Here is a 19,338-nt window from a genome sequence, read left to right on the forward strand (position 1 = left end):
CCATGGGATTGATCCGCTTTTGCCTGATCTTTCTTGCGCTCGCCACTCCGGCCAGCGCGGCCAAGCTCTTCCTGACCACCGAGGTCTATCCGCCCTATAATCTGCAAGCCAGCGACGGCAGCGTGCGGGGTGTCTATTTCGACCAGCTCAGAACCGTGCTCGAAGACACCGGCACCAGTTACGAAGTCGCCGTCATGCCCTGGGCGCGGGCCATCGCACTGGCCAGAACGCAGGCCATGCACTGCGTCTTCGCCGCTGCGAGAACGCCGGAGCGGGAAAAACAGTTCAAATGGGTCACGCCGATCCATATCGACCGCAACATTCTCGTGGCGCGCCGCAACGCGAATATCGAAGCCTCCAGCCTTGAGGAAGCCAAGAAATATCGGGTGGGAACCCAGCGTGGAGACTACACCGAAGCGCTTCTGGAAAAGCTCGGTTTCCCGCAGGTGGATGTCGGCGCGGATTTCGAGATCACGCTTCACAAGCTGAAGGCCGGCCGCATCGACCTGATGCCCATGTCTGAAAGCACCTTCAAAAGCCTGCCCGCCGACACGTTCAGGGAAGTGATAACCCTCACCCGGCAACAGCTTGGGCTTGCCTGCAACAAAAGCGTGCCCGACGAGGTCATCGCAAAATTACAGGCCCGGCTGGACAGGCTGATCGCCGACGGAACGCAGCAGCGAATATTCGACCGCTATAATCTCGTCAGCCCATAAGCGGCCGGTTCGGCGTTCCCGCAAAACTCATAAAAAGCAAAACTCATAAAAAGATTGACAGCCGGCGGTTTTCGGGGTGGTGACAACAGCATCATCAGGCAAAACGCGGACATGCCCCATGAAGATCATCGCAGGACTTGGTAATCCCGGCGCGCAATATGCTGTAAACCGTCACAATATCGGCTTCATGGCCGTCGATGCGCTGCAGCGCCTGCCGTCCTTTGCGCCCTGGTCGAAAAAATTCAAGGCGGAAATTTCCGAAGGCGAGATCGGCGGCGAGAAGGTCCTGCTGATGAAGCCGCTGACCTATATGAACCTTTCGGGTGAATCCGTCGGCGAAGCCATGCGCTTCTTCAAGCTTGCGCCGGCAGACATCATCGCCATCCATGACGAACTGGACTTGCCGGCCGGCCGCGCCCGCATCAAGACCGGCGGCGGCCATGGCGGTCACAACGGCCTGAAATCGCTCGACGCCCATTGCGGCAAGGACTATCGCCGCCTGCGTCTCGGCATCGGCCATCCCGGGGACAAGGAACGGGTGCACGGCCACGTGCTCGGCGATTTCGCCAAGGCAGACCGGGTCTGGCTCGATCCGCTTCTGGACGCCATTGCCGACAATGCCGCCATGCTGGTGAAAGCCGAGGATTCACAATTGATGAACAAGCTGGCGCTGGCCACGGGCAGCAAGCCGGAAGCCGAAAAGCCGGCCAAGGCGACCAAACCCGCCGCACAGTCCCATATCCATCAGGCACGCAACAGCGCCCAGCCGAAAAAGTTGCCGGAAACCGGCCCGATGGCCGAAATGCTGAAACGCATGTTCAGCAAGAAGGACTAGATCGCAAATGTCTTCGGAGCCCATCGTCCTGCGCGCAGCCGGAGCCGGCGATCTGGCCGGATTGCTTGACCTTTACCGGGCGCTCAATCCGTCCGACCCTGAAATGACGACAGAAGAAGCGAACACCGCTTTCGCGGCCATGCTCGCCCAGCCGGGCCTGACCGTGTTTCTTGCGACCGAAGGCGAAGAAGCGGTCGCCACCGCCACGCTGCAGATCGTTCCGAACCTGACGCGCGCCGCACGCCCCTATGCCCTTATCGAAAACGTGGTGACGCAGGAAAACCGTCGCGGCCGCGGATATGGCCGCGCGGTGGTGCGCCATGCCGTCGAGGCCGCTTTTGCGGCGAACTGCTACAAGGTGATGCTGCTGACCGGCCGGCAGCGTCCGGAGGTCCACGCCTTTTACGAAAGCTGCGGTTTCGTGCAGAACAAAACGGGTTTCCAGATCCGGCAGGATTAACGCTCACTCCTCCGGCTCGGTGGTGAACATCAGCGGAAAACCCGCTTCCTTGCCGAGATCGGTCGCTTCCTTGGCCTTGGTCTCGGCAATATCGCGCTCGCAGACAACGACGACCGCGCTGCCGAAGCGGTGCGCCGTCATCATCACCCGGTGGCCGGTTTCCTCGCTCATGCGGAAGACGGCTTTCAACACCATCGTAACGAACTCACGCGGCGTATAGTCGTCATTCAGCAGAATGACCTTGTAGAGCTTCGGCCGTTCCAGCTTCGGTTTGACTTTCGGTTTCGGCTTGAGATCGACAGGACTGTCACTCATCATGGTCGCTCGTGCCTGTCGCTCATCGCGGTTGTTCATGGGAAAACCCCGTTGATGACGAAAGATCGATCGCTTGACCGGCTTATATTGCGCCGCAACCGCGGCATCGGCAACCCTGCCCGAAATTCCGCACCATTAAAGGTGCTTTGCCCGCACAAATCGGCCCGCGGGCTTGACCTTGTCCTGCCGTTTCCGCAAAAGGCTCCTCAACGAATTCTTTCAAACGGACAGGTTTCAAGCCATGGGCTTCAAATGCGGTATCGTTGGATTGCCAAATGTCGGCAAGTCCACTCTCTTCAACGCGCTGACGAAAACGGCAGCGGCGCAGGCGGCCAACTATCCCTTCTGCACCATCGAGCCGAATACCGGCGAAGTGGCGGTTCCGGATGCGCGCATGAAAATCCTCGCCGACATTGCCGGCTCGAAGGAAATCATCCCCACCCGCATCTCCTTCGTGGATATTGCCGGCCTGGTGCGCGGCGCATCGAAGGGCGAAGGCCTCGGCAACCAGTTCCTCGCCAATATCCGCGAAGTGGACGCCGTGGTTCACGTTCTGCGCTGCTTCGAGGATGACGACATCACCCACGTCGAAGGCCGCATCAACCCCGTGGCCGATGCCGAGACCATCGAGACCGAGCTGATGCTTTCCGATCTCGAAAGCCTTGAGCGTCGCACGGAACAGACCCGCAAGCGCGCCACCGGCAAGGATAAGGAATCGCTGGCGCAGCTGCCGCTGATGGAAGCCTCGCTGAAGCTTCTGAACGAAGGCAAGCCGGTCCGCACCCTGCTCTCCACGCTGGATGCCGAGGAACTGCGCATCCTTCAGGGGCTCAACCTCCTGACCGCGCATCCGGTTCTCTACGTCTGCAACGTCGCCGAAAGCGACGCCGTCGACGGCAACGAACATACCAAGGCCGTTGCCGAAATGGCCAAGGCCCAGGGTGCGGAATCCGTCGTCATCTCCGCAGCGATCGAATCCGAAGTCGCACAGCTTCCCGATGAAGAGGCGAAGGAATTTCTCTCGGCCCTCGGGCTCGAGGAAGCAGGCCTCGACCGCCTGATCCGCGCCGGCTACAAGCTGCTCGATCTCATCACCTATTTCACCGTCGGCCCGAAGGAATGCCGCGCCTGGACCATCGAGCGCGGCACCAAGGCCCCGCAGGCCGCCGGCGTCATCCACTCCGATTTCGAACGCGGCTTCATCCGCGCCAACACCATCGCTTACAACGACTATGTCGCCTTCAAGGGCGAAGTCGGCGCGAAGGAAGCCGGCAAGGCGCGCGACGAAGGCAAGGAGTATGTGGTTCAGGACGGCGACGTCATCCACTTCCGCTTCAATACCTGATCCGGCCTTTGGCGACTTCGATAAGGTCCGCCAAGAAGGATAACCGAACATTGCGGCACGATTTCTTCTCCCCCGCCGGGGAGAAGGTGGCCCGAAGGGTCGGATGAGGGGGCAGGCTCTCCGAATATCTCTACCCTCGCCCCCTCATCCCGCTGCCGCGACCTTCTCCCTCGCGGGGAGAAGAAACAAGCGGCACCCGCTCACCCATTCCTCTGCATTGCATCCTCGATTTGACCTTTACGTAAAGGGAAAAATCATTTTAGATGCCGCCGATATTGACTGTGCGAAGGGAGGAAACCATGACGCCGGTCGCGACATATGCCTATGAGGATTTTTCCGTCGGTCGGGAATTTCCTTTGGGCCCACAATCGATTTCCGCAGAGCAGATCATCGCCTTCGCCAGCGAATTCGACCCACAGCCGATGCATCTGTCCGAAGAGGCTGGCCGCCAGAGCATTCTCGGCGGGCTGGCAGCTTCCGGCTGGCACACCTGCAGCCTGCTGATGCGGATGATGGCGGACAGCTACATCTCGAACTCGACCTCGCAGGGCAGCCCCGGCATCGATTTCGTCGACTGGAAAAAGCCGGTTCTGGCGGGCGATACGCTTGTCGGAAAATCCATCGTGCTGGAACAGCGACCTTCCGCGTCGCGCCCCGGCATCGGCCTCGTGAAATTACGCCACGAGCTTTATAACCAGCGCGGCGTTCTGGTATCGCACGGCGAAAACACCGTGATGTTCCTGATGCGCGGCAATGGAGGCGTTGCAGCATGAAACTGGCGGAACTTTCTCCCATCGGCGAACGCGTCACCCTCGATACGCTGCATTTTTCCGCCGAAGACATCATCCGTTTTGCCCGCGATTTCGATCCGCAGCCCTTTCATCTCGATGCGGAAGCCGCAAAGAACAGCGTTTTCGGCGCTCTCTGCGCTTCCGGCTGGCACACCGGCGCAGGCTGGATGAAATGCTTCCTCTCTCACTGGGCCAAAGAGGTGAAAAGGTTGAAGCTACAGGGCCTTGAGCCACCCAAACTCGGCCCCTCCCCCGGCTTTCGCGAACTCAAATGGAAAAAACCGGTCTTCGCCGGAGACGATGTCACCTATTTCGTGACCCTGGTCGACACCCGAGCGCTGGAATCCAGAGCCGGCGTCTGGCTGAACACCACATTTAACGAGGGCGTCAACCAGTCGGGAGAAACAGTGATGACCTTCCAGAGCGGGGTTCTGGAATTCGAATAGAAAAGCGTCGGGGCAATAGCGTCACCATTGCCCCGTTACCATCTCAATGGCCGGAAAACTCCACCAGCGTCCGCACCTCGACACCGAGGTCTTCGAGCTTCTTGCGGCCACCGAGATCGGGCAGGTCGATAACGAAACAGGCGGAAACGATCTCCGCACCCATCTGCCGCAGCAGCTTGACCGCACCTTCGGCAGTGCCGCCGGTGGCAATCAGGTCATCGACCAGAATGACCTTTTCGCCCGGCTGGACCGCATCCACATGCATTTCCATTTCGTCGACGCCGTATTCAAGGCTGTAGGCGACGCGGACGGTGGTGTGCGGCAGCTTGCCCTTCTTGCGGATCGGCACGAAACCGGCCGATAGCTGATGCGCCACCGCACCGCCCAGAATGAAGCCGCGTGCTTCCATGCCGGCGATCTTGTCGATCTTCGTTCCGGCATAGGGCTGCACGAGTTCGTCCACGGCACGGCGAAAAGCGCGGGGGTTGCCGAGCAGTGTCGTGATGTCCCGGAAGATGATGCCCGGCTTCGGATAGTCGGGAATGGAACGGATGGCAGCGGAAAGCTCCGAAGCGATAAGGGTCATGGTATTTCCAGTTGAGACTAGGGAAATGGATCAGAAGGTTCGGGCCACCCTATCAACTTGACGGCTGCGGACCAACTAAAAAGGGCCAGCGCTCATTCCGCCGGCGACATTCCCTCGATCCGCGCCCAGACCGGGCAGACATCCTCGAAGGAATGCGACAGGGGCCGCAGCGCCTCATCTTCCCTGTCATCGAAACTTCCCGAGACCAACGCAACCGTCGGCGCGTCGTCGATGGCGCCAAGCGTGCTGCCGCAGATCGGGCAGAAAGCCCGGCTGGAATAATCGGAGGATCGGAAAGTCGAAGGCGCGCCGCCCTCTCCCGTCCATGTCACCGCATCCCTCTCGAACTCCACCCAGGCAAGGCTGGGGGCGCCGGAATGCCGCTGGCAGATATCGCAGGAGCAAGTGTGCGGATTACCGGGCTCGCCCTTCGCTTCAAAGCGGATTGAGCCGCACAGGCAGCCGCCGTTACGAATTGTCGTCATTTCACCATCCTTCTCGACACATGAAAAGGCCCCCACGGAAGACCGTAGGGGCCAATGACTGACAGGCATCTCTAGATGCCGATCAATGTTCCTTGTTGGCGTAGACCGATTTCTTGGTGAGATAGATCAACGCCGTGAAGATGAACAGGAACACCATGACCATGAAGCCGGTGCGCTTGCGCTCTTCCAGATGCGGTTCTGCCGCCCACATCAGGAACGCAGCAACGTCCTTGGAATATTGGTCCACGGTCTGCGGCGCGCCGTCGTCATAGGTTACCTGATCGGCACTGATCGGCGGCGCCATCTTCAGCGCGGCTGCGCTGACGAAATACGGGTTGAAATGCGTGCCTTCCGACACTTCAACGCCGGCCGGCGGATCCTGATATCCGGTCAGCAGCGCATGGATGTAGTCCGGGCCGCCTTCCTGATAACCGCCGACGATCGGGATCATGTCGATGAGGAATTGCGGAAAGCCGCGCTCCACGCCGCGCGCCTTGGCGAGCAGCGACATGTCGGGCGGGGCCGCCCCACCGTTGGCGGCGGCAGCCGCCTCATGGTTCGGGAAAGGCGAAGGGAAATGATCGGAAGGCACGGCCTTGCGATTATACATTTCACCATCGGCGTTCGGCCCGTCCTGCACTTCATATTCCGCGGCGAAAGCCTTCACCTGCTCGTCCGAATAGCCGAGATCCTCCAGCGTGCGGAAGGAAACGAGGCTCATGGAATGGCAGGCGGAGCAGACTTCCTTATAGACCTTCAGGCCGCGCTGAAGCTGGCCCTTGTCGTATTTGCCGAAGGGTCCGGCAAAGGACCAGCTCTGCTCCTCGGGCTTGATGACCGGGAAGTGACCCCCGGCAATCGCGTGCTCCGTCTGGGCGGCGAGATCATGGCTCTCCTCCGCCGCGAAGGCGGCGGCGGAACAGCCGATGGCGGCGAAAAGCGCGATGCTCGTTACAAGCTTCTTCATTGTCGTCATCCTTCCTTCGCGCTCAGACTTCGGCAGCCGCAGATGCGGCACCCGTCTTGGCGGCGTTCTTTTCGAGAACGGCCTCGGTAATCGAATTCGGAATACGCCGGGGCGTTTCGACCAGACCGAGGATCGGCATGATGACGAGGAAGAAACCGAAATAATAAAGCGTGCCGAGCTGCGAATAGCCGACATAATTGCCTTTCAGATCGCCGGTGAGCAGGCCGATCAGGCCAGTTCCTTCCGCCGGGCGTGAACCCAGCCAGCCGAGCATGATGGCATTGACCACGAACAGCCAGAAGAACATCTTGTACCAGGGACGATAGACGGCGGAACGCACCTTCGACGTATCGAGCCAGGGCAGGAAGAACAGCACGACGATCGCGCCGAACATCACGAGAACGCCGCCCAGCTTGGAATCGATGATCCAGATGTTGAAGGTGATGGCGCGCAGCATGGCGTAGAACGGCAGGAAGTACCATTCCGGAACGATATGCGCCGGCGTCTTCAGCGGATCGGCCATGATGTAGTTGTCGGGGTGGCCAAGGAAGTTCGGCATGTAGAACACGAACCAGGCATAACCGATCAGGAACACGGAAACACCGAGCGCATCCTTCAGCGTCGCATAGGGTGTGAAGGGAACCGTGTCGGTCTTGCTCTTCACTTCAACGCCGGTCGGGTTGGTCTGGCCGGTCACATGCAGCGCCCAGATGTGCAGGATCACGACGCCTGCGATCATGAAGGGCAGCAGATAGTGAAGCGCGAAGAAGCGGTTCAGCGTCGGCTGGTCCACGGCAAAGCCGCCGAGCAGAAACTGCTGGATCCATTCGCCGATGGCCGGGAAAGCCGTGAAGAAGCCGGTGATGACGGTTGCGCCCCAGAAGGACATCTGGCCCCAAGGCAGAACGTAGCCCATGAAGCCCGTCGCCATCATCAGCAGGAAGATCACGCAGCCGAGAATCCAGAGGATTTCGCGCGGCGCCTTGTAGGAGCCGTAATAAAGGCCACGGGCGATATGCAGGTAAACCGCGATGAAGAAGAACGACGCACCGTTGGCATGCATGTAGCGCAGCAGCCAGCCATGGTTGACGTCGCGCATGATCTTTTCGACGGAATTGAAGGCAACCGTCGTTTCGGCCGCATAATGCATGGCCAGCACGACGCCGGTGAGGATTTGCACCAGCAGCATGACGGAAAGCATCGCGCCGAAGGTGTAGGCGTAGTTCAGGTTACGCGGGACAGGATAGGCAACGAAGCTGTCATAGATCATGCGCGGCAAGGGAAGCCGCGAATCGATCCACCTTTCGATGCCGGTGGACGGCTGATAACTGGAATGGCCACTCATGAATATCTGTCCCCTTATCCGATCTTGATCACGGTATCGGATGTGAATGCAAATGTCGGGATGGCGAGGTTCTGCGGCGCCGGACCCTTACGTATGCGGCCCGCCGTATCGTAGTGCGAGCCATGGCAGGGACAGAACCACCCGCCGAAATCGCCGGCCTGGCCGAGCGGAATGCAACCGAGATGGGTACAGGAACCGACCATGACGATCCAGTTTTCCTTGCCCTCGCCGGCGGAGCGGTCGATATCCGTCGCCTGCGCGTCAGCGGCGATGTTGGCATTGCGCGCCACGGGATCCTTCAGATCGCCGAGAGCGACGGCCTTGGCTTCCTCGATTTCCTTCTCCGTGCGGTTGCGGATGAAAATCGGCTTGCCGCGCCACTTCACGGTAAGCGACATGCCCGGCTCGACGGCCGTGACATCCACCTCGATGGAGGCGAGCGCCAGCGTCGATGCGTCGGGGCGCATCTGGTCGATAAAGGGCCATGCAACTGCGGCGGCACCGACAGCGCCCGCCATTCCCGTCACTAGGTAAAGAAAATCGCGACGGGTCGGTTCACCCGAAGCGTCGTGATTGGTTACGTGCTCGCTCACCGCTACACCATCCTCTGCGCTGTTTTTGCCGTAAATCGCATGAGTCCTCCCGCTATGATTTGATCCAAGACAAACTCCGTCCCATCGTCCTGGTCATTCTCGCGGCATTTGAGAAACCGCGTCATGTGTTTGATCGCAAAATATTGACTGACTTGGCAAGAGCAAAGCACACAAAGCTGCCGTAATTCTGCTGGAGGGGGCCGATTTGGCTCGCATTTTTTCGCCGTCCTTGGCAGGCGGGCAACATTGTGCGCATCCATGCACCATGTTAGGAGACTTCAAGGGAGAGCGCGGAAAGCAGGGATTCGGATGACGGCGAAGCTCTCTTGCATGGTCTCCACGGCAGTGGCTGCCGTTCTTTTCGTCGCCAGCCTGCGTTATGTGACGGATTTCTGGCTTCTCGCCTTCGTCACCAGTTTCCAGCTGCACATCGCCATCGTCTGTATCCTGCTCTCATGCCTCATTTTCTGGCTGACGCGCGACGCGGTTTCGGCGCTCCTCGTCGTCTGGTCGTTTGCGCTCGCCATCCATGCCATTGCCATGCTTCTGGAATTTTCCACATCCGCCACCCCGGCGCCGGGCGCCAAACCCTTCCGGCTGCTGTCCTTCAACGTGCTGATGGACAATGCCGCCAATGCGGATGCGATTGCCGACACGATTGTCGAATCGGGCGCGGATGCGGTCTATCTTTTCGAGGCGGCGGCGCTGAAATCGGCCCTGCCGCGTCTGCAGCAAACCTATCCGCACAGGCTTGGCTGTTACACCGGAACGCCCGGATGCGATCTGGTCATCCTGTCCAAAAGACCGTTGCTGGAAGCCCGTTTCCACAGCCTCAGCGATCTTCGCCGGGATCGGTTTGCCATAGCCCATATCGATCTCGACGGCACGGAACTGACGCTCGCCGCCGGGCATATCACCAAGCCCTATTTCGACGATTATCATCGCGATGAACTCGATGAAGTCAGTGAAATTCTCTTTCGCGTCACCGGGCCGCTCATTCTGGCCGGAGATTTCAATTCGGCCAGCATCGCCCCTGACATGCGCGCTTTCCTCGCCGCCAACGATCTGAAGAAAGCGACCCTCGAACCCGCCACATGGCCGACAGAGGCCGGCCGCTTCGGCATCGCCATCGACCACATCTTCGCCCGCGAACCGGCGACGCTGATGAAAACCACCCGCCTGCCCGACAGCCTCGGCTCCAATCATTACGGCCTGATGGCGGACTTCATGATCGGGAAATAGTCGAAGGCCTTATTGCGCCGCTTCGTCCGCGGCAAGAAAACCGCCCGACTGCCGCGCCCAGAGTTCCGAATAAAGACCGCCCTGCATGACCAGATCGGAATGGCTGCCCTGTTCGACGATGCGCCCCTGGTCCATCACGATCAGCCGGTCGAGAGCCGCAATCGTCGACAGGCGGTGGGCGATGGCCAGCACCGTCTTACCCTGCATCAGCTCATCCAGATTGCTCTGGATCGCCGCCTCCACCTCCGAATCGAGCGCCGACGTCGCCTCATCGAGCACGAGGATCGGTGCGTCCTTCAGCATCACGCGGGCGATTGCGATGCGCTGGCGCTGGCCGCCGGACAATTTCACGCCGCGTTCGCCCACATGCGCGTCGAACCCCTTGCGACCGCGCTGATCCTCGAGTCTGGCGATGAAATCATCCGCCTTGGCGCGCCGCGTCGCCTCCTGCAATTGCGCTTCGGTGGCGTCAGTGCGGCCGAACAGGATGTTGTCGCGAATGGAGCGATGCAGCAGCGACGTATCCTGCGTGACCATGCCGATATGGGCGCGCAGCGATTCCTGCGTCACCCTGGCGATATCCTGCCCGTCGATCAGGATGCGGCCTTTTTCGACATCGTAAAAACGCAGAAGCAGATTGACGAGGGTGGATTTTCCCGCCCCGGAACGTCCGACGATGCCTACCTTCTCGCCCGCCCTGATTTCGAGGTTGAGATGGTCGATGACGCCGTTCGCGCGCCCGTAATGGAAGCTGACATTTTCGAAACGTATGCCCGGCTTCCTGACCTCCAGCACCGTCGCCTCCGGCGCATCGACGAGACCGATCGGCTGCGAAATCAGTTCGGCGGCATTCTGCACCGTGCCGAAATTGCGCATGATGCCGTTGAACTGCGTCATCAGCCGGCCGAGCAGGAAGTTGAGACGCAGCACCAGCGCCAGCGTGAAGGCCACCGCACCGGAACTGATCTTGCCGGAAAGCCACAGATCGATGCAGAGCGCGGCCATGGAGGTGATCATCACGCCGGACAACAGCGCCATGGAGGCGCGCACGCCGGTGATGAACCGGGTGAATGTCATGGTCGCATGCTGGAAAATGTCGAAACCCTGCCGCATGTAGCGGTCATTGGCATCATCTCGCCCGAACAGCCGGAGCGTCTGGATATTGCTATAGGCATCCACCATGCGGCCGGAGAGCATCGAGGCGGCTTCCGCCGTTTCCTTGGAATGGTAGCGGATACGTGGCACGAAATAGCGCGCCAGCAGCGAGAATATCCCCACCCAGACGACGACGACGACCGCAAGCCGCCAGTCCAGCCCGCCAATCAGGAACAGCATGGAAACGGAATAAATGCCGACGAACCACACGCTTTCCATCAGCGAGGTGACGAGATCGCCCGCCGCCTGCCCGCCCGACCAGACCTTGGTGACGATGCGGCCGGAAAAATCATTCTGGAAGAAGGTCAGCGATTGCCGCGCCACATGCATATAGGATTGCCAGCGCACCAGATTGTAAAAACCGGGCGTGATGATCTGCTGATCCACCAGCGCCGTTACCATGGTGACGATAAAACGCACGACGCCGATCAGCACCAGCATGCCCACCAGCTCGCCGCCATGGGCCGCAAGCAGCCCCGCCCAGCCCTCTTCCGGCTTCACGGTGGAGAGAATATCCACCAGCCGCCCGACGAACCAGAACAGCGCCGCCTCGATGGCCGCCGTCAGCCCGCCCAGCACCAGCATGGCGAAAAACGGCGCCTTGGCCTGCGAGATGTAGAACCAGATAAAGGCGAACGTGCTTTCAGGCGGCCGCAAATCGTCCTTGCGGGCGAAGGGCTTTATCCAGTTCTCGAAAAACTCGAAGATGCGGGTAATAACCATGATCCGGATATAGGCGGATTCCCGGAGCGGGAACAGCCGCGAAGGCTTCGGGAAGAGATTATATTTCGGTAACATTCGGGGAATGAAAAAGGGCGGGAAACGTTCCCCGTCCTTAAATCGACCCAGCGATATTTTGCGCATCGGCTGCATCCCCACACCGTCACCCCGGACTTGATCCGGGGTCCAGCGCGATCAAGTCCTTGATCGCAAAAGACTCCTCTCACGGCGCAGACGCGCCATGGCTGGATGCCGGCTCAAGGCCGGCATGACGGAGGAGAGGTTAGCGCACATATCATAGGCGAGAGGGCGGGAAACCATGCTTGCCGCCCTCCGTCTTTCCTTACTCTGCGGCCACTTCCGCCTCATGGTCGGCAATGAAGCCGCCGGACTGGCGCCGCCACAGGTCGGCATAGATACCGCCCATCGCCACCAGTTCCGCATGGCTGCCCGCCTCCACGATCCGGCCCTTATCGAGAATGATGAGCCGGTCCATTTCGGTCAGCGTCGAAAGGCGGTGGGCGATCGCGATCACCGTCTTGCCTTCCATCAGCGAGAACAGGTTTTCCTGGATCGCCGCTTCGACTTCGGAGTCGAGCGCCGAAGTCGCCTCGTCCAGCACCAGAATCGGCGCGTTCTTGAGGAAGACGCGGGCGATAGCGATACGCTGGCGCTGGCCGCCGGAGAGCTTCACGCCGCGTTCGCCCACCTGCGCATCGAGGCCCTGACGGCCATGCATGTCGACAAGCGTTTCGATGAAGTCCCAGGCATTCGCCCGCTTCGCCGCCGCGATCACCTGCTCGTCCGTGGCTTCGGGATGACCATAAGCGATGTTGTCGCGGATCGAACGGTGCAGCAGCGAGGTATCCTGCGTCACGACACCGATCAGCTCGCGCAGGCTGTCCTGTGACACCTTCGAGATGTCCTGCCCGTCGATGGTGATCCTGCCCGCTTCCAGATCGTAGAAACGCAGAAGCAGGTTCATCAGCGTCGTCTTGCCCGCACCCGAACGCCCGACCAGACCGACCTTTTCGCCCGGTTTGATGTCGAGCGTCAGCCCGTCGATCACGCCCTTGTTCTTGCCGTAGTGGAAACGGACATTGTCATAACGGATCGCGCCCTGCGGGGCCGCAAGCTCAGGCGCCTTCGGAACGTCGACGATGTCGTGCGGCTTCGTCATCATCGACATGCCGTCATAGACCGTACCGATATTTTCGAACAGCGAGGTGACTTCCCACATGATCCACTGCGACATGCCGTTGACACGCATGGCAAGGCTGATGGCGATGGCGACCGAACCGGCCGTGACCGAACCCTGCATCCAGAAATAAAGACCGAGCGCCGCCGTGGAAAACAGCACCAGGGCGTTGTTGAGGTCGATCAGGATGTTGAAGCCGGAAATCTTGCGCATCTGGCGGTGAACCGTGCCGAGAAACACGTTCATGCCCTCACGCGCATATCTTTCCTCGCGCCCCGCATGGGAAAACAGCTTGATCGTCGAGATGTTGGTGTAACTGTCGACGATCCGGCCCGTCATCATCGAGCGCGCATCGGCCTGCTCCTGCGCCAGCCGGCCGAGCTTCGGCACGAAATAAGCGAGGATGGCCATATAGATACCGAGCCACACCAGCAGCGGAATGACCAGCCGCCAGTCCGCCGCCGCGACCATGAACAGCATCGAGACGACGAAGCTGATCGCATAGACGAAGACGTCGATCACCTTCAGCGCCACTTCGCGGATCGCCAGCGCCGTCTGCATCACCTTGGTGGAAACGCGGCCAGCAAACTCATTGGCGAAAAAGTTCATGGAATGGCGCAGCAGGAAACGGTGCATCTTCCAGCGCGCAATCATGCCGAAATTGCCGGCAAGCGTCTGGTGCATCGTCATGGTGTGGACGGCGCCCATCACCGGCAGCACGAAGAGCACCAGCGCCGCCATCCCGATCAGATGCCAGCCCTCATCGGCAAAAAACGTCTCGCGATTGGCCGTGGAAAGCCAGTCGACGATATTGCCGAGGAATTTGTAGAGCATGGCTTCCGCAATCGCGATGCCCATGGACATCAGGCCAAGCAGCAGGAGCCATGGCCATGCGGGCTTCACATAATGCCACAGGAACGGCAAAAGCTTCTTTGGCGGCACGGAGGGCGCCGAAGAGGGAAAAGGATCGAGGCGTTTTTCAAACCAGCCAAACATAGGCCAAGCTCCGGCAATCAATCGCTCCATCGTGACATGGTGAGCGGACACAAATATGGCTCACGACGGAACGGAAAAGTCTTTGGATATGGCCGTGACAGCCACATGACGAATCGAAAAATGGGAAACGCGGGCGAACCGCGGAGTAACACCTAAGCCAGCAGCGGCACGACGAGGGCCGGGAGGCGAATACGAACATCATTTAGCATGAGAACCTCCCTTGGCTGGTGTTGAAGATATGGCCTTGTAGCGCAAAATTTAGTCAATGACCAGTCGGAAAGACACCGAATACGCGAGAAAACATGCGGGTGCCGCCCAAAGGCGAACGGGCGGAGATGACCCCGCGAGGTCTCCGCCCGTTAAACGATGCGCACGTCGCCCTATTCGGCCGCGTCCTGCGCCTCTGCGCTTTCATAGCTCGCAATCAACTCAACCATTCCGGCCTGCGTATGCCGCTTCAATTCCCGGCGATCGCTGGGCTGCGGCGCAAAGGTGACGGTCAGGCCCGTGTCCCTTATCGTGCCGATGGCGAAGGACGCACCGGACAACATGCGCACGCCCTCATGCAGCCAAAGCGGATCGGTGGCGAAATGCTGGCCGATGCCGACCACGACGGGAATGCCCTGCCAGTGCGACATGCGGTCGTAATGGATGTGGCCCGCAAGAATGCCGATGACATCATGCTCGAACAGCACCTCGTCCAGAGCCTCGGTATCCGCGAAGGAAAGCGATTCCCACTCCGCATCCGGGCGGTCGAAATCGAGCGCCGGCGCATGGTGCATCACCAGCAGCTTCGGCAGTTCGGGGTGGTTTTCCAGCTCATCCTCCAGCCATTCGATCTGCCCCGGCTCGAAAGCGCCGCCGACCTTGCCCGGAACGCTGGTATCCATGACGATGATGTGGATGCCGGCAATGACCTCGGCATGGTCATAGGGCTCATCCATATCCTCATGGCGGTCGAGCATGACCGGATAAAAACCGTCGCGGCGGTCGTGATTGCCGAGCGCGAAGAGCACCGGCATATCGAGTTCCGCTTCCGCCATCAGCCGCTTGAGTTCCTCATAGCTGCCGGCATCGCCCCTGTTGGTCAGATCGCCGCTGGCGACGATGAATTCAGGCGGCGGCACGAGCGCCTTGATCTGCGCAAGCGTCGCGGAAAGCGTGGCCGAGGTCTCGGAATAAAGATCATCGTCCTGCACTTGCGGATTGCCCACATGCAGATCGGTCAGATGGACGAAATTCACCCGTTCGGACATTGTGTCCTCCTGTTGTTGCGTGCAGAAAATCCGGCTCGAAACAGCCTGTCCCGACCATTCGCGATGGTCCCGGCAAGCCCGACGATGTTCCGGTGAATGGGTAGCCGCCCTGTGTGTCACGCGAATGAACATCCGGCCGGGAACGACGCCTCAAAGGGACTTTTCACAGCATAGCTGTCGCCCGGCCCCTGCCCGTGATAATCGGACGGGCACGCCAACTGTAGTGAGACGTCCATGCCCGATATCAGGATCGCCCTTTACCAGCCCGATATTCCCGGCAACACCGGCACCATCCTGCGGCTGGCCGCCTGTCTCGGCCTTGGCGTCGACATCATCGAGCCGGCGGGTTTCGATATTTCCGACCGCAACCTGAAACGGGCGGGCATGGATTATATCGCGGCGGCGGCGCTGACGCGTCATGTCAGCTGGGACCGTTTCGAGGAATGGCGGGCAACCACCGGCCGCCGTCTCGTTCTCGCCTCCACCAAAGCCGCCCTGCCCTATACGAAGATCGCCTACCGCACGGATGACATCCTGCTTTTCGGCCGCGAAAGTGCGGGCGTACCCGACCATGTGCATGAAAAGGCGCAGGTGCGAATCATCATCCCCATGGTGGCGGGACAGCGCTCCATCAACGTCGCCATGTCGGCGGCGATGATCGCCGGCGAGGCTTTGCGCCAGGTGGCATGGGCATAGGCGTCATTTTTAACGCCAATTTTTCGGGCAAATACAAAATTTGACCGTTTTTACTTCAAAACTGTCGCAACCCGGCCTGTACCGAGGGCATCGAGGCTCCTATACTGATTAGCCGGACAATAAAAATCGTGCTCGCCGGAACCACCCGCCGGCGGGTGTGAGGAGACGTCGCATGCAATCCACCATTGTCATCGTCAACCTTCTCGGCGCAGTCGCGCTGCTGCTCTTCGGCCTTGCCCAGGTCAAGGATGGCGTCACCCGCGCCTTCGGCATGAAACTGCGAAGCGTGCTGGCCACCGGCACCCAGAACGGTCCGCGTTCCTTCTTTTCCGGCTTCTTCGCCACCGTCGCGCTGCAAAGTTCGACGGCGACGGCGCTCACCGTCGCCTCCTTTGCTGAACGAGACCTCATCAGGCCACGCATGGCGCAGGTGGTGCTGCTCGGCGCCAATGTCGGCACCGCCGTTACCGCATGGATCGTCGCGGCCGGGGTGGAATGGCTGTCGCCGCTGCTGATCCTTGCGGGCATTATTCTGAAAAAGGGCAGCTCCAATGCCCGGCAGGGCGGCGGAACGGCGCTGATCGGCATCGGCCTCATGCTTCTGTCGCTGCATCTGTTGAGCGGCGCGACAGAACCGATGCGCGCCTCGCCGGCTCTCGGCGTCTTTATCGGCCTGCTTGACGGGGCATGGCCCGTCGCGCTGATCTTTTCCGCCGTGCTCGCCTTCGTTTCGTCTTCGAGCCTTGCCGTCGTGGTGCTCATCCTGTCGCTCGCCGCCACCGGCACGCTTTCCACCGGCCTCATCATCGTGCTCATTCTCGGCGCCAATCTCGGCGGCGCCATTCCGCCGGTCATCGCCACGCTTTCCGGCCCCGCCTCGGCGCGGCGCATCACCATGGGCAACCTTCTGGTGCGCACCATTGGCTGCCTCATCGCCCTGCCGCTTGCCTCCTATGGCGCGGAATTCCTGCAGCAATTGCCGCTTTCGCCGGCAAAATTGCCGGTCGACGCCCATCTGATCTTCAACGTCATTCTGGCGGCGCTGGCCTGGCCCTTCTCCGGCCTCCTGTCCGACCTGATGGCAAGGCTGGTGCCGGGCGATCCGAAAGCCGAAGACGGCCCGAATTTCCTCGATCAGCAGGCGCTGGACATGCCGGTCGTGGCGCTTGCCAACGCCACCCGCGAAGTCTTAAGCGTCGGCGACAGCATCGAGCGGATGCTGATCCGCGCCGAAAACGCCTTCAAGCATAACGATCTGGCGCCGCTTCAGGAGGTTTCCCTGCTCGAAAAGAAGGTGGACCGCCGCCAGCAGGAGGTGAAGGTCTATCTGTCGCAGCTGGGGCGCAAGGGGCTTTCCGACGAAGAAGCCCGCCGTTCGATCGCCATCATCGATTATGCCATCAACCTCGAACATATCGGCGACATCATTGAAAAGGGCATCTGCGAGCAAATCCGCAAGAAGGTGCTGAACAGCTTCAAATTTTCCGATGACGGTTATGAGGAGTTGAAAACCCTGTTCGACATGACCATCGAGAACCTGCGCGCCGCCCAGAGCATTCTGGTAACCGGCGATTTCGAGCTCGCCCGCAGGCTGATGGAAAGCAAGGTGGATATACGCCGCCTCGAAAAACAGTCCTCCAACCGCCATCTGGAGCGGCTGCGCGACGGGCTTGCGGAAAGCATGCAGACCAGTTCGCTGCATCTCGACATGCTGCGCGACCTCAAACGTATCAACGCCCATATCGTCACGGTGGCACATCCCATTCTGGATGAAAGCGGCGTGCTGATCGAAAGCCGCCTGCGTTATGCCGAGCCCCGCGCCTGAAAGCATTTCCAGGAAAAGCGAAAACGCTCTAAAATTCAATCGGCCGAAGGAAGCCGCCGCATGGTGAACTCGATGCGGTCGCCTTCCAGCTGCCGCCAACTTTCCACTTCCGTCCAGTAGGCCGCTTTCGGAAAGCTGTCGAACCATTCGCGCGCCTTGGCGCGGGCTTCCTCGCGTCCGAGACAGAAGGTCTGCCGCACGAACATGCCATTGCGCGTCTTGTCGTCGCCCGAGCCTTCACGCGCCTTGCGGTGATTGGCGATCCTGCGCTTCAGCCCGTCGAGGGGCGGCGGTCCGGTAAATTTCGTCATGATATTCACCTCTGGCACCTACATCGATAAAGATAGTGCCCGCATGTGAACTTGGCGAGTCGAATTTGTGCGCGGGGCCTGCACCTGCTAGACGCGACAGGGAATCGACTTCACCTAAGGAGAATACGCATGGAACGGCCAATCTTGCCGAAGGGCTTGCCCGACGACATCGACGACAAGAAGGCCCTTGCCCAAGCCTGGTTCCAGCATCTGCGCGACACCATCGTTAACTCCTTCGAGACCCTCGAAAACGATCTGACCGGCCCTCTTTCCGACCAGGAGCCCGGCCGTTTCGTCCAGAAAGACTGGCTGCGCGACAATGGCGAGGGCGGCGGCGGCAAGATGTCGATGATGGAAGGCCGCGTCTTCGAGAAGGTTGGCGTCCACACCTCCACCGTCTATGGCGAATTCTCGCCGGAATTCCGCAAGCAGATACCCGGTGCGGAAGAAGACCCGCGTTTCTGGGCCTCCGGCCTCTCGCTGATCGCCCATCCCGTCAATCCCAATGTGCCGGCGGTGCACATGAACACCCGTATGGTCGTCACCACCAGCCACTGGTTCGGCGGCGGCGCGGATCTGACGCCGGTGCTGGGGCGCAGACGGACGCAGGAAGACCCGGACAGCCAGCTTTTCCACCGCGCCTTCGAAATCACCTGCAACCGCCATCCGGTTGCCGATTATCCGCGCTACAAGACATGGTGCGACGAGTATTTCTTCCTTAAGCACCGTAACGAAGCCCGCGGCATCGGCGGCATCTTTTTCGACTGGCTGCACCCGCAGGAGGAAAATGGCGGCTGGGACGCCAATTTCGCATTCGTGCAGGATGTCGGCCGCGCCTTCAATCTGGTCTATCCGAAAATCGTCCGCGCCAATTTCAACCAGAGTTGGACGGAAGAGGACCGCGATGAACAGCTTATCCGCCGCGGCCGCTATGTGGAATTCAACCTGCTTTACGATCGCGGCACGATCTTCGGCCTCAAGACCGGCGGCAATGTCGAATCGATTCTCTCCTCTCTACCGCCGGTAGTGCGCTGGCCCTAAAAAACCTCACGTAA

20 protein-coding genes are annotated in these 19,338 nt (G+C 60.2%); 10 read left to right on the forward strand and 10 right to left on the reverse strand.

The genetic code is table 11. The annotated features are described in order from the left end of the window. The first annotated feature begins 2 nt into the window (after positions 1 to 2). The 3 genes from FGF54_RS09825 to FGF54_RS09835 all read left to right on the forward strand — a co-directional run bounded on the left by FGF54_RS09825 (position 3) and on the right by FGF54_RS09835 (position 2,011). Complete coding sequence (locus FGF54_RS09825) at positions 3 to 716, forward strand: ABC transporter substrate-binding protein (RefSeq protein WP_080853117.1); 714 nt, start codon at positions 3 to 5, stop codon at positions 714 to 716. A 118-nt stretch (positions 717 to 834) separates the two neighbouring features. Continuing rightward, the gene (gene pth / locus FGF54_RS09830) at positions 835 to 1,551 is read left to right on the forward strand and encodes an aminoacyl-tRNA hydrolase (protein ID WP_142779544.1); all 717 of its coding nucleotides are present in this window, start codon (positions 835 to 837) and stop codon (positions 1,549 to 1,551) included. A 7-nt stretch (positions 1,552 to 1,558) separates the two neighbouring features. After that, the gene (locus FGF54_RS09835; RefSeq protein ID WP_142779545.1) at positions 1,559 to 2,011 is read left to right on the forward strand and encodes a GNAT family N-acetyltransferase; all 453 of its coding nucleotides are present in this window, start codon (positions 1,559 to 1,561) and stop codon (positions 2,009 to 2,011) included. Positions 2,012 to 2,014: 3 nt separating this feature from the next. On the opposite strand, the gene clpS is transcribed toward FGF54_RS09835, so the two are convergent. Continuing rightward, positions 2,015 to 2,326 carry an ATP-dependent Clp protease adapter ClpS gene (gene clpS, locus FGF54_RS09840; protein ID WP_065655944.1) on the reverse strand — a complete coding sequence of 104 codons (312 nt, stop codon included), beginning with the start codon at positions 2,324 to 2,326 and terminating at the stop codon, positions 2,015 to 2,017. A 241-nt stretch (positions 2,327 to 2,567) separates the two neighbouring features. On the opposite strand from clpS, the gene ychF reads away from it, so the two are divergent. The 3 genes from ychF to FGF54_RS09855 all read left to right on the forward strand — a co-directional run bounded on the left by ychF (position 2,568) and on the right by FGF54_RS09855 (position 4,908). Continuing rightward, positions 2,568 to 3,671, forward strand: a complete 1,104-nt coding sequence (gene ychF / locus FGF54_RS09845; protein ID WP_035260423.1) for a redox-regulated ATPase YchF — start codon at positions 2,568 to 2,570, stop codon at positions 3,669 to 3,671. A 299-nt stretch (positions 3,672 to 3,970) separates the two neighbouring features. Further along, positions 3,971 to 4,444, forward strand: a complete 474-nt coding sequence (locus tag FGF54_RS09850; RefSeq protein WP_065655710.1) for a MaoC family dehydratase — start codon at positions 3,971 to 3,973, stop codon at positions 4,442 to 4,444. After that, positions 4,441 to 4,908 (forward strand): MaoC family dehydratase, encoded by a 468-nt coding sequence (locus tag FGF54_RS09855; RefSeq protein ID WP_142779546.1) that lies wholly within the window; start codon positions 4,441 to 4,443, stop codon positions 4,906 to 4,908. The genes FGF54_RS09850 and FGF54_RS09855 overlap by 4 nt, the downstream gene beginning before the upstream one ends. A gap of 43 nt (positions 4,909 to 4,951) precedes the next feature. Here the strand turns inward: FGF54_RS09855 and FGF54_RS09860 are convergent, their stop codons facing one another. From FGF54_RS09860 to petA, 5 genes are all read right to left on the reverse strand, one after another. Beyond that, positions 4,952 to 5,494, reverse strand: a complete 543-nt coding sequence (locus FGF54_RS09860) for an adenine phosphoribosyltransferase (protein WP_142779547.1) — start codon at positions 5,492 to 5,494, stop codon at positions 4,952 to 4,954. A gap of 92 nt (positions 5,495 to 5,586) precedes the next feature. Then, the gene (locus FGF54_RS09865) at positions 5,587 to 5,979 is read right to left on the reverse strand and encodes a GFA family protein (RefSeq protein WP_142779548.1); all 393 of its coding nucleotides are present in this window, start codon (positions 5,977 to 5,979) and stop codon (positions 5,587 to 5,589) included. Between the two features lie 82 nt (positions 5,980 to 6,061). Beyond that, positions 6,062 to 6,946 carry a cytochrome c1 gene (locus FGF54_RS09870; protein ID WP_003523103.1) on the reverse strand — a complete coding sequence of 295 codons (885 nt, stop codon included), beginning with the start codon at positions 6,944 to 6,946 and terminating at the stop codon, positions 6,062 to 6,064. A 22-nt stretch (positions 6,947 to 6,968) separates the two neighbouring features. Beyond that, complete coding sequence (locus FGF54_RS09875; protein ID WP_003523102.1) at positions 6,969 to 8,291, reverse strand: cytochrome b N-terminal domain-containing protein; 1,323 nt, start codon at positions 8,289 to 8,291, stop codon at positions 6,969 to 6,971. A gap of 14 nt (positions 8,292 to 8,305) precedes the next feature. Further along, positions 8,306 to 8,884 (reverse strand): ubiquinol-cytochrome c reductase iron-sulfur subunit, encoded by a 579-nt coding sequence (petA, locus tag FGF54_RS09880; RefSeq protein ID WP_035239587.1) that lies wholly within the window; start codon positions 8,882 to 8,884, stop codon positions 8,306 to 8,308. 309 nt (positions 8,885 to 9,193) lie between these two features. Here petA and FGF54_RS09885 point away from each other — a divergent pair, with 309 nt between their 5' ends. After that, on the forward strand, positions 9,194 to 10,126 hold the full coding sequence (locus FGF54_RS09885; RefSeq protein WP_142779549.1) for an endonuclease/exonuclease/phosphatase family protein: 933 nt from the start codon (positions 9,194 to 9,196) through the stop codon (positions 10,124 to 10,126). 9 nt (positions 10,127 to 10,135) lie between these two features. On the opposite strand, the gene FGF54_RS09890 is transcribed toward FGF54_RS09885, so the two are convergent. The 3 genes from FGF54_RS09890 to FGF54_RS09900 form a co-directional block, all read right to left on the reverse strand. Continuing rightward, positions 10,136 to 12,145, reverse strand: coding sequence for an ABC transporter ATP-binding protein (locus FGF54_RS09890; protein WP_371259715.1), 2,010 nt, complete (start codon positions 12,143 to 12,145; stop codon positions 10,136 to 10,138). A gap of 199 nt (positions 12,146 to 12,344) precedes the next feature. Then, a complete protein-coding gene (locus tag FGF54_RS09895) occupies positions 12,345 to 14,195 on the reverse strand; it encodes an ABC transporter ATP-binding protein (protein ID WP_142779550.1) in 1,851 nt (616 codons plus the stop codon). A gap of 380 nt (positions 14,196 to 14,575) precedes the next feature. Continuing rightward, on the reverse strand, positions 14,576 to 15,451 hold the full coding sequence (locus tag FGF54_RS09900; protein WP_142779551.1) for a phosphodiesterase: 876 nt from the start codon (positions 15,449 to 15,451) through the stop codon (positions 14,576 to 14,578). A gap of 234 nt (positions 15,452 to 15,685) precedes the next feature. On the opposite strand from FGF54_RS09900, the gene FGF54_RS09905 reads away from it, so the two are divergent. Beyond that, positions 15,686 to 16,147, forward strand: coding sequence for a tRNA (cytidine(34)-2'-O)-methyltransferase (locus tag FGF54_RS09905; RefSeq protein WP_142779552.1), 462 nt, complete (start codon positions 15,686 to 15,688; stop codon positions 16,145 to 16,147). Positions 16,148 to 16,319: 172 nt separating this feature from the next. Then, on the forward strand, positions 16,320 to 17,972 hold the full coding sequence (locus FGF54_RS09910) for a Na/Pi cotransporter family protein (protein ID WP_142779553.1): 1,653 nt from the start codon (positions 16,320 to 16,322) through the stop codon (positions 17,970 to 17,972). 35 nt (positions 17,973 to 18,007) lie between these two features. Here FGF54_RS09910 and FGF54_RS09915 read toward each other — a convergent pair whose 3' ends face one another. Beyond that, on the reverse strand, positions 18,008 to 18,283 hold the full coding sequence (locus tag FGF54_RS09915; protein ID WP_003523094.1) for a hypothetical protein: 276 nt from the start codon (positions 18,281 to 18,283) through the stop codon (positions 18,008 to 18,010). Between the two features lie 129 nt (positions 18,284 to 18,412). Here FGF54_RS09915 and hemF point away from each other — a divergent pair, with 129 nt between their 5' ends. After that, complete coding sequence (gene hemF / locus FGF54_RS09920) at positions 18,413 to 19,324, forward strand: oxygen-dependent coproporphyrinogen oxidase (protein ID WP_142779554.1); 912 nt, start codon at positions 18,413 to 18,415, stop codon at positions 19,322 to 19,324. The last annotated feature ends 14 nt before the right edge of the window (positions 19,325 to 19,338 follow it).

This window comes from Agrobacterium sp. T29 (genome assembly GCF_006970545.1).
GTDB classification, from domain to species: domain Bacteria; phylum Pseudomonadota; class Alphaproteobacteria; order Rhizobiales; family Rhizobiaceae; genus Agrobacterium; species Agrobacterium leguminum.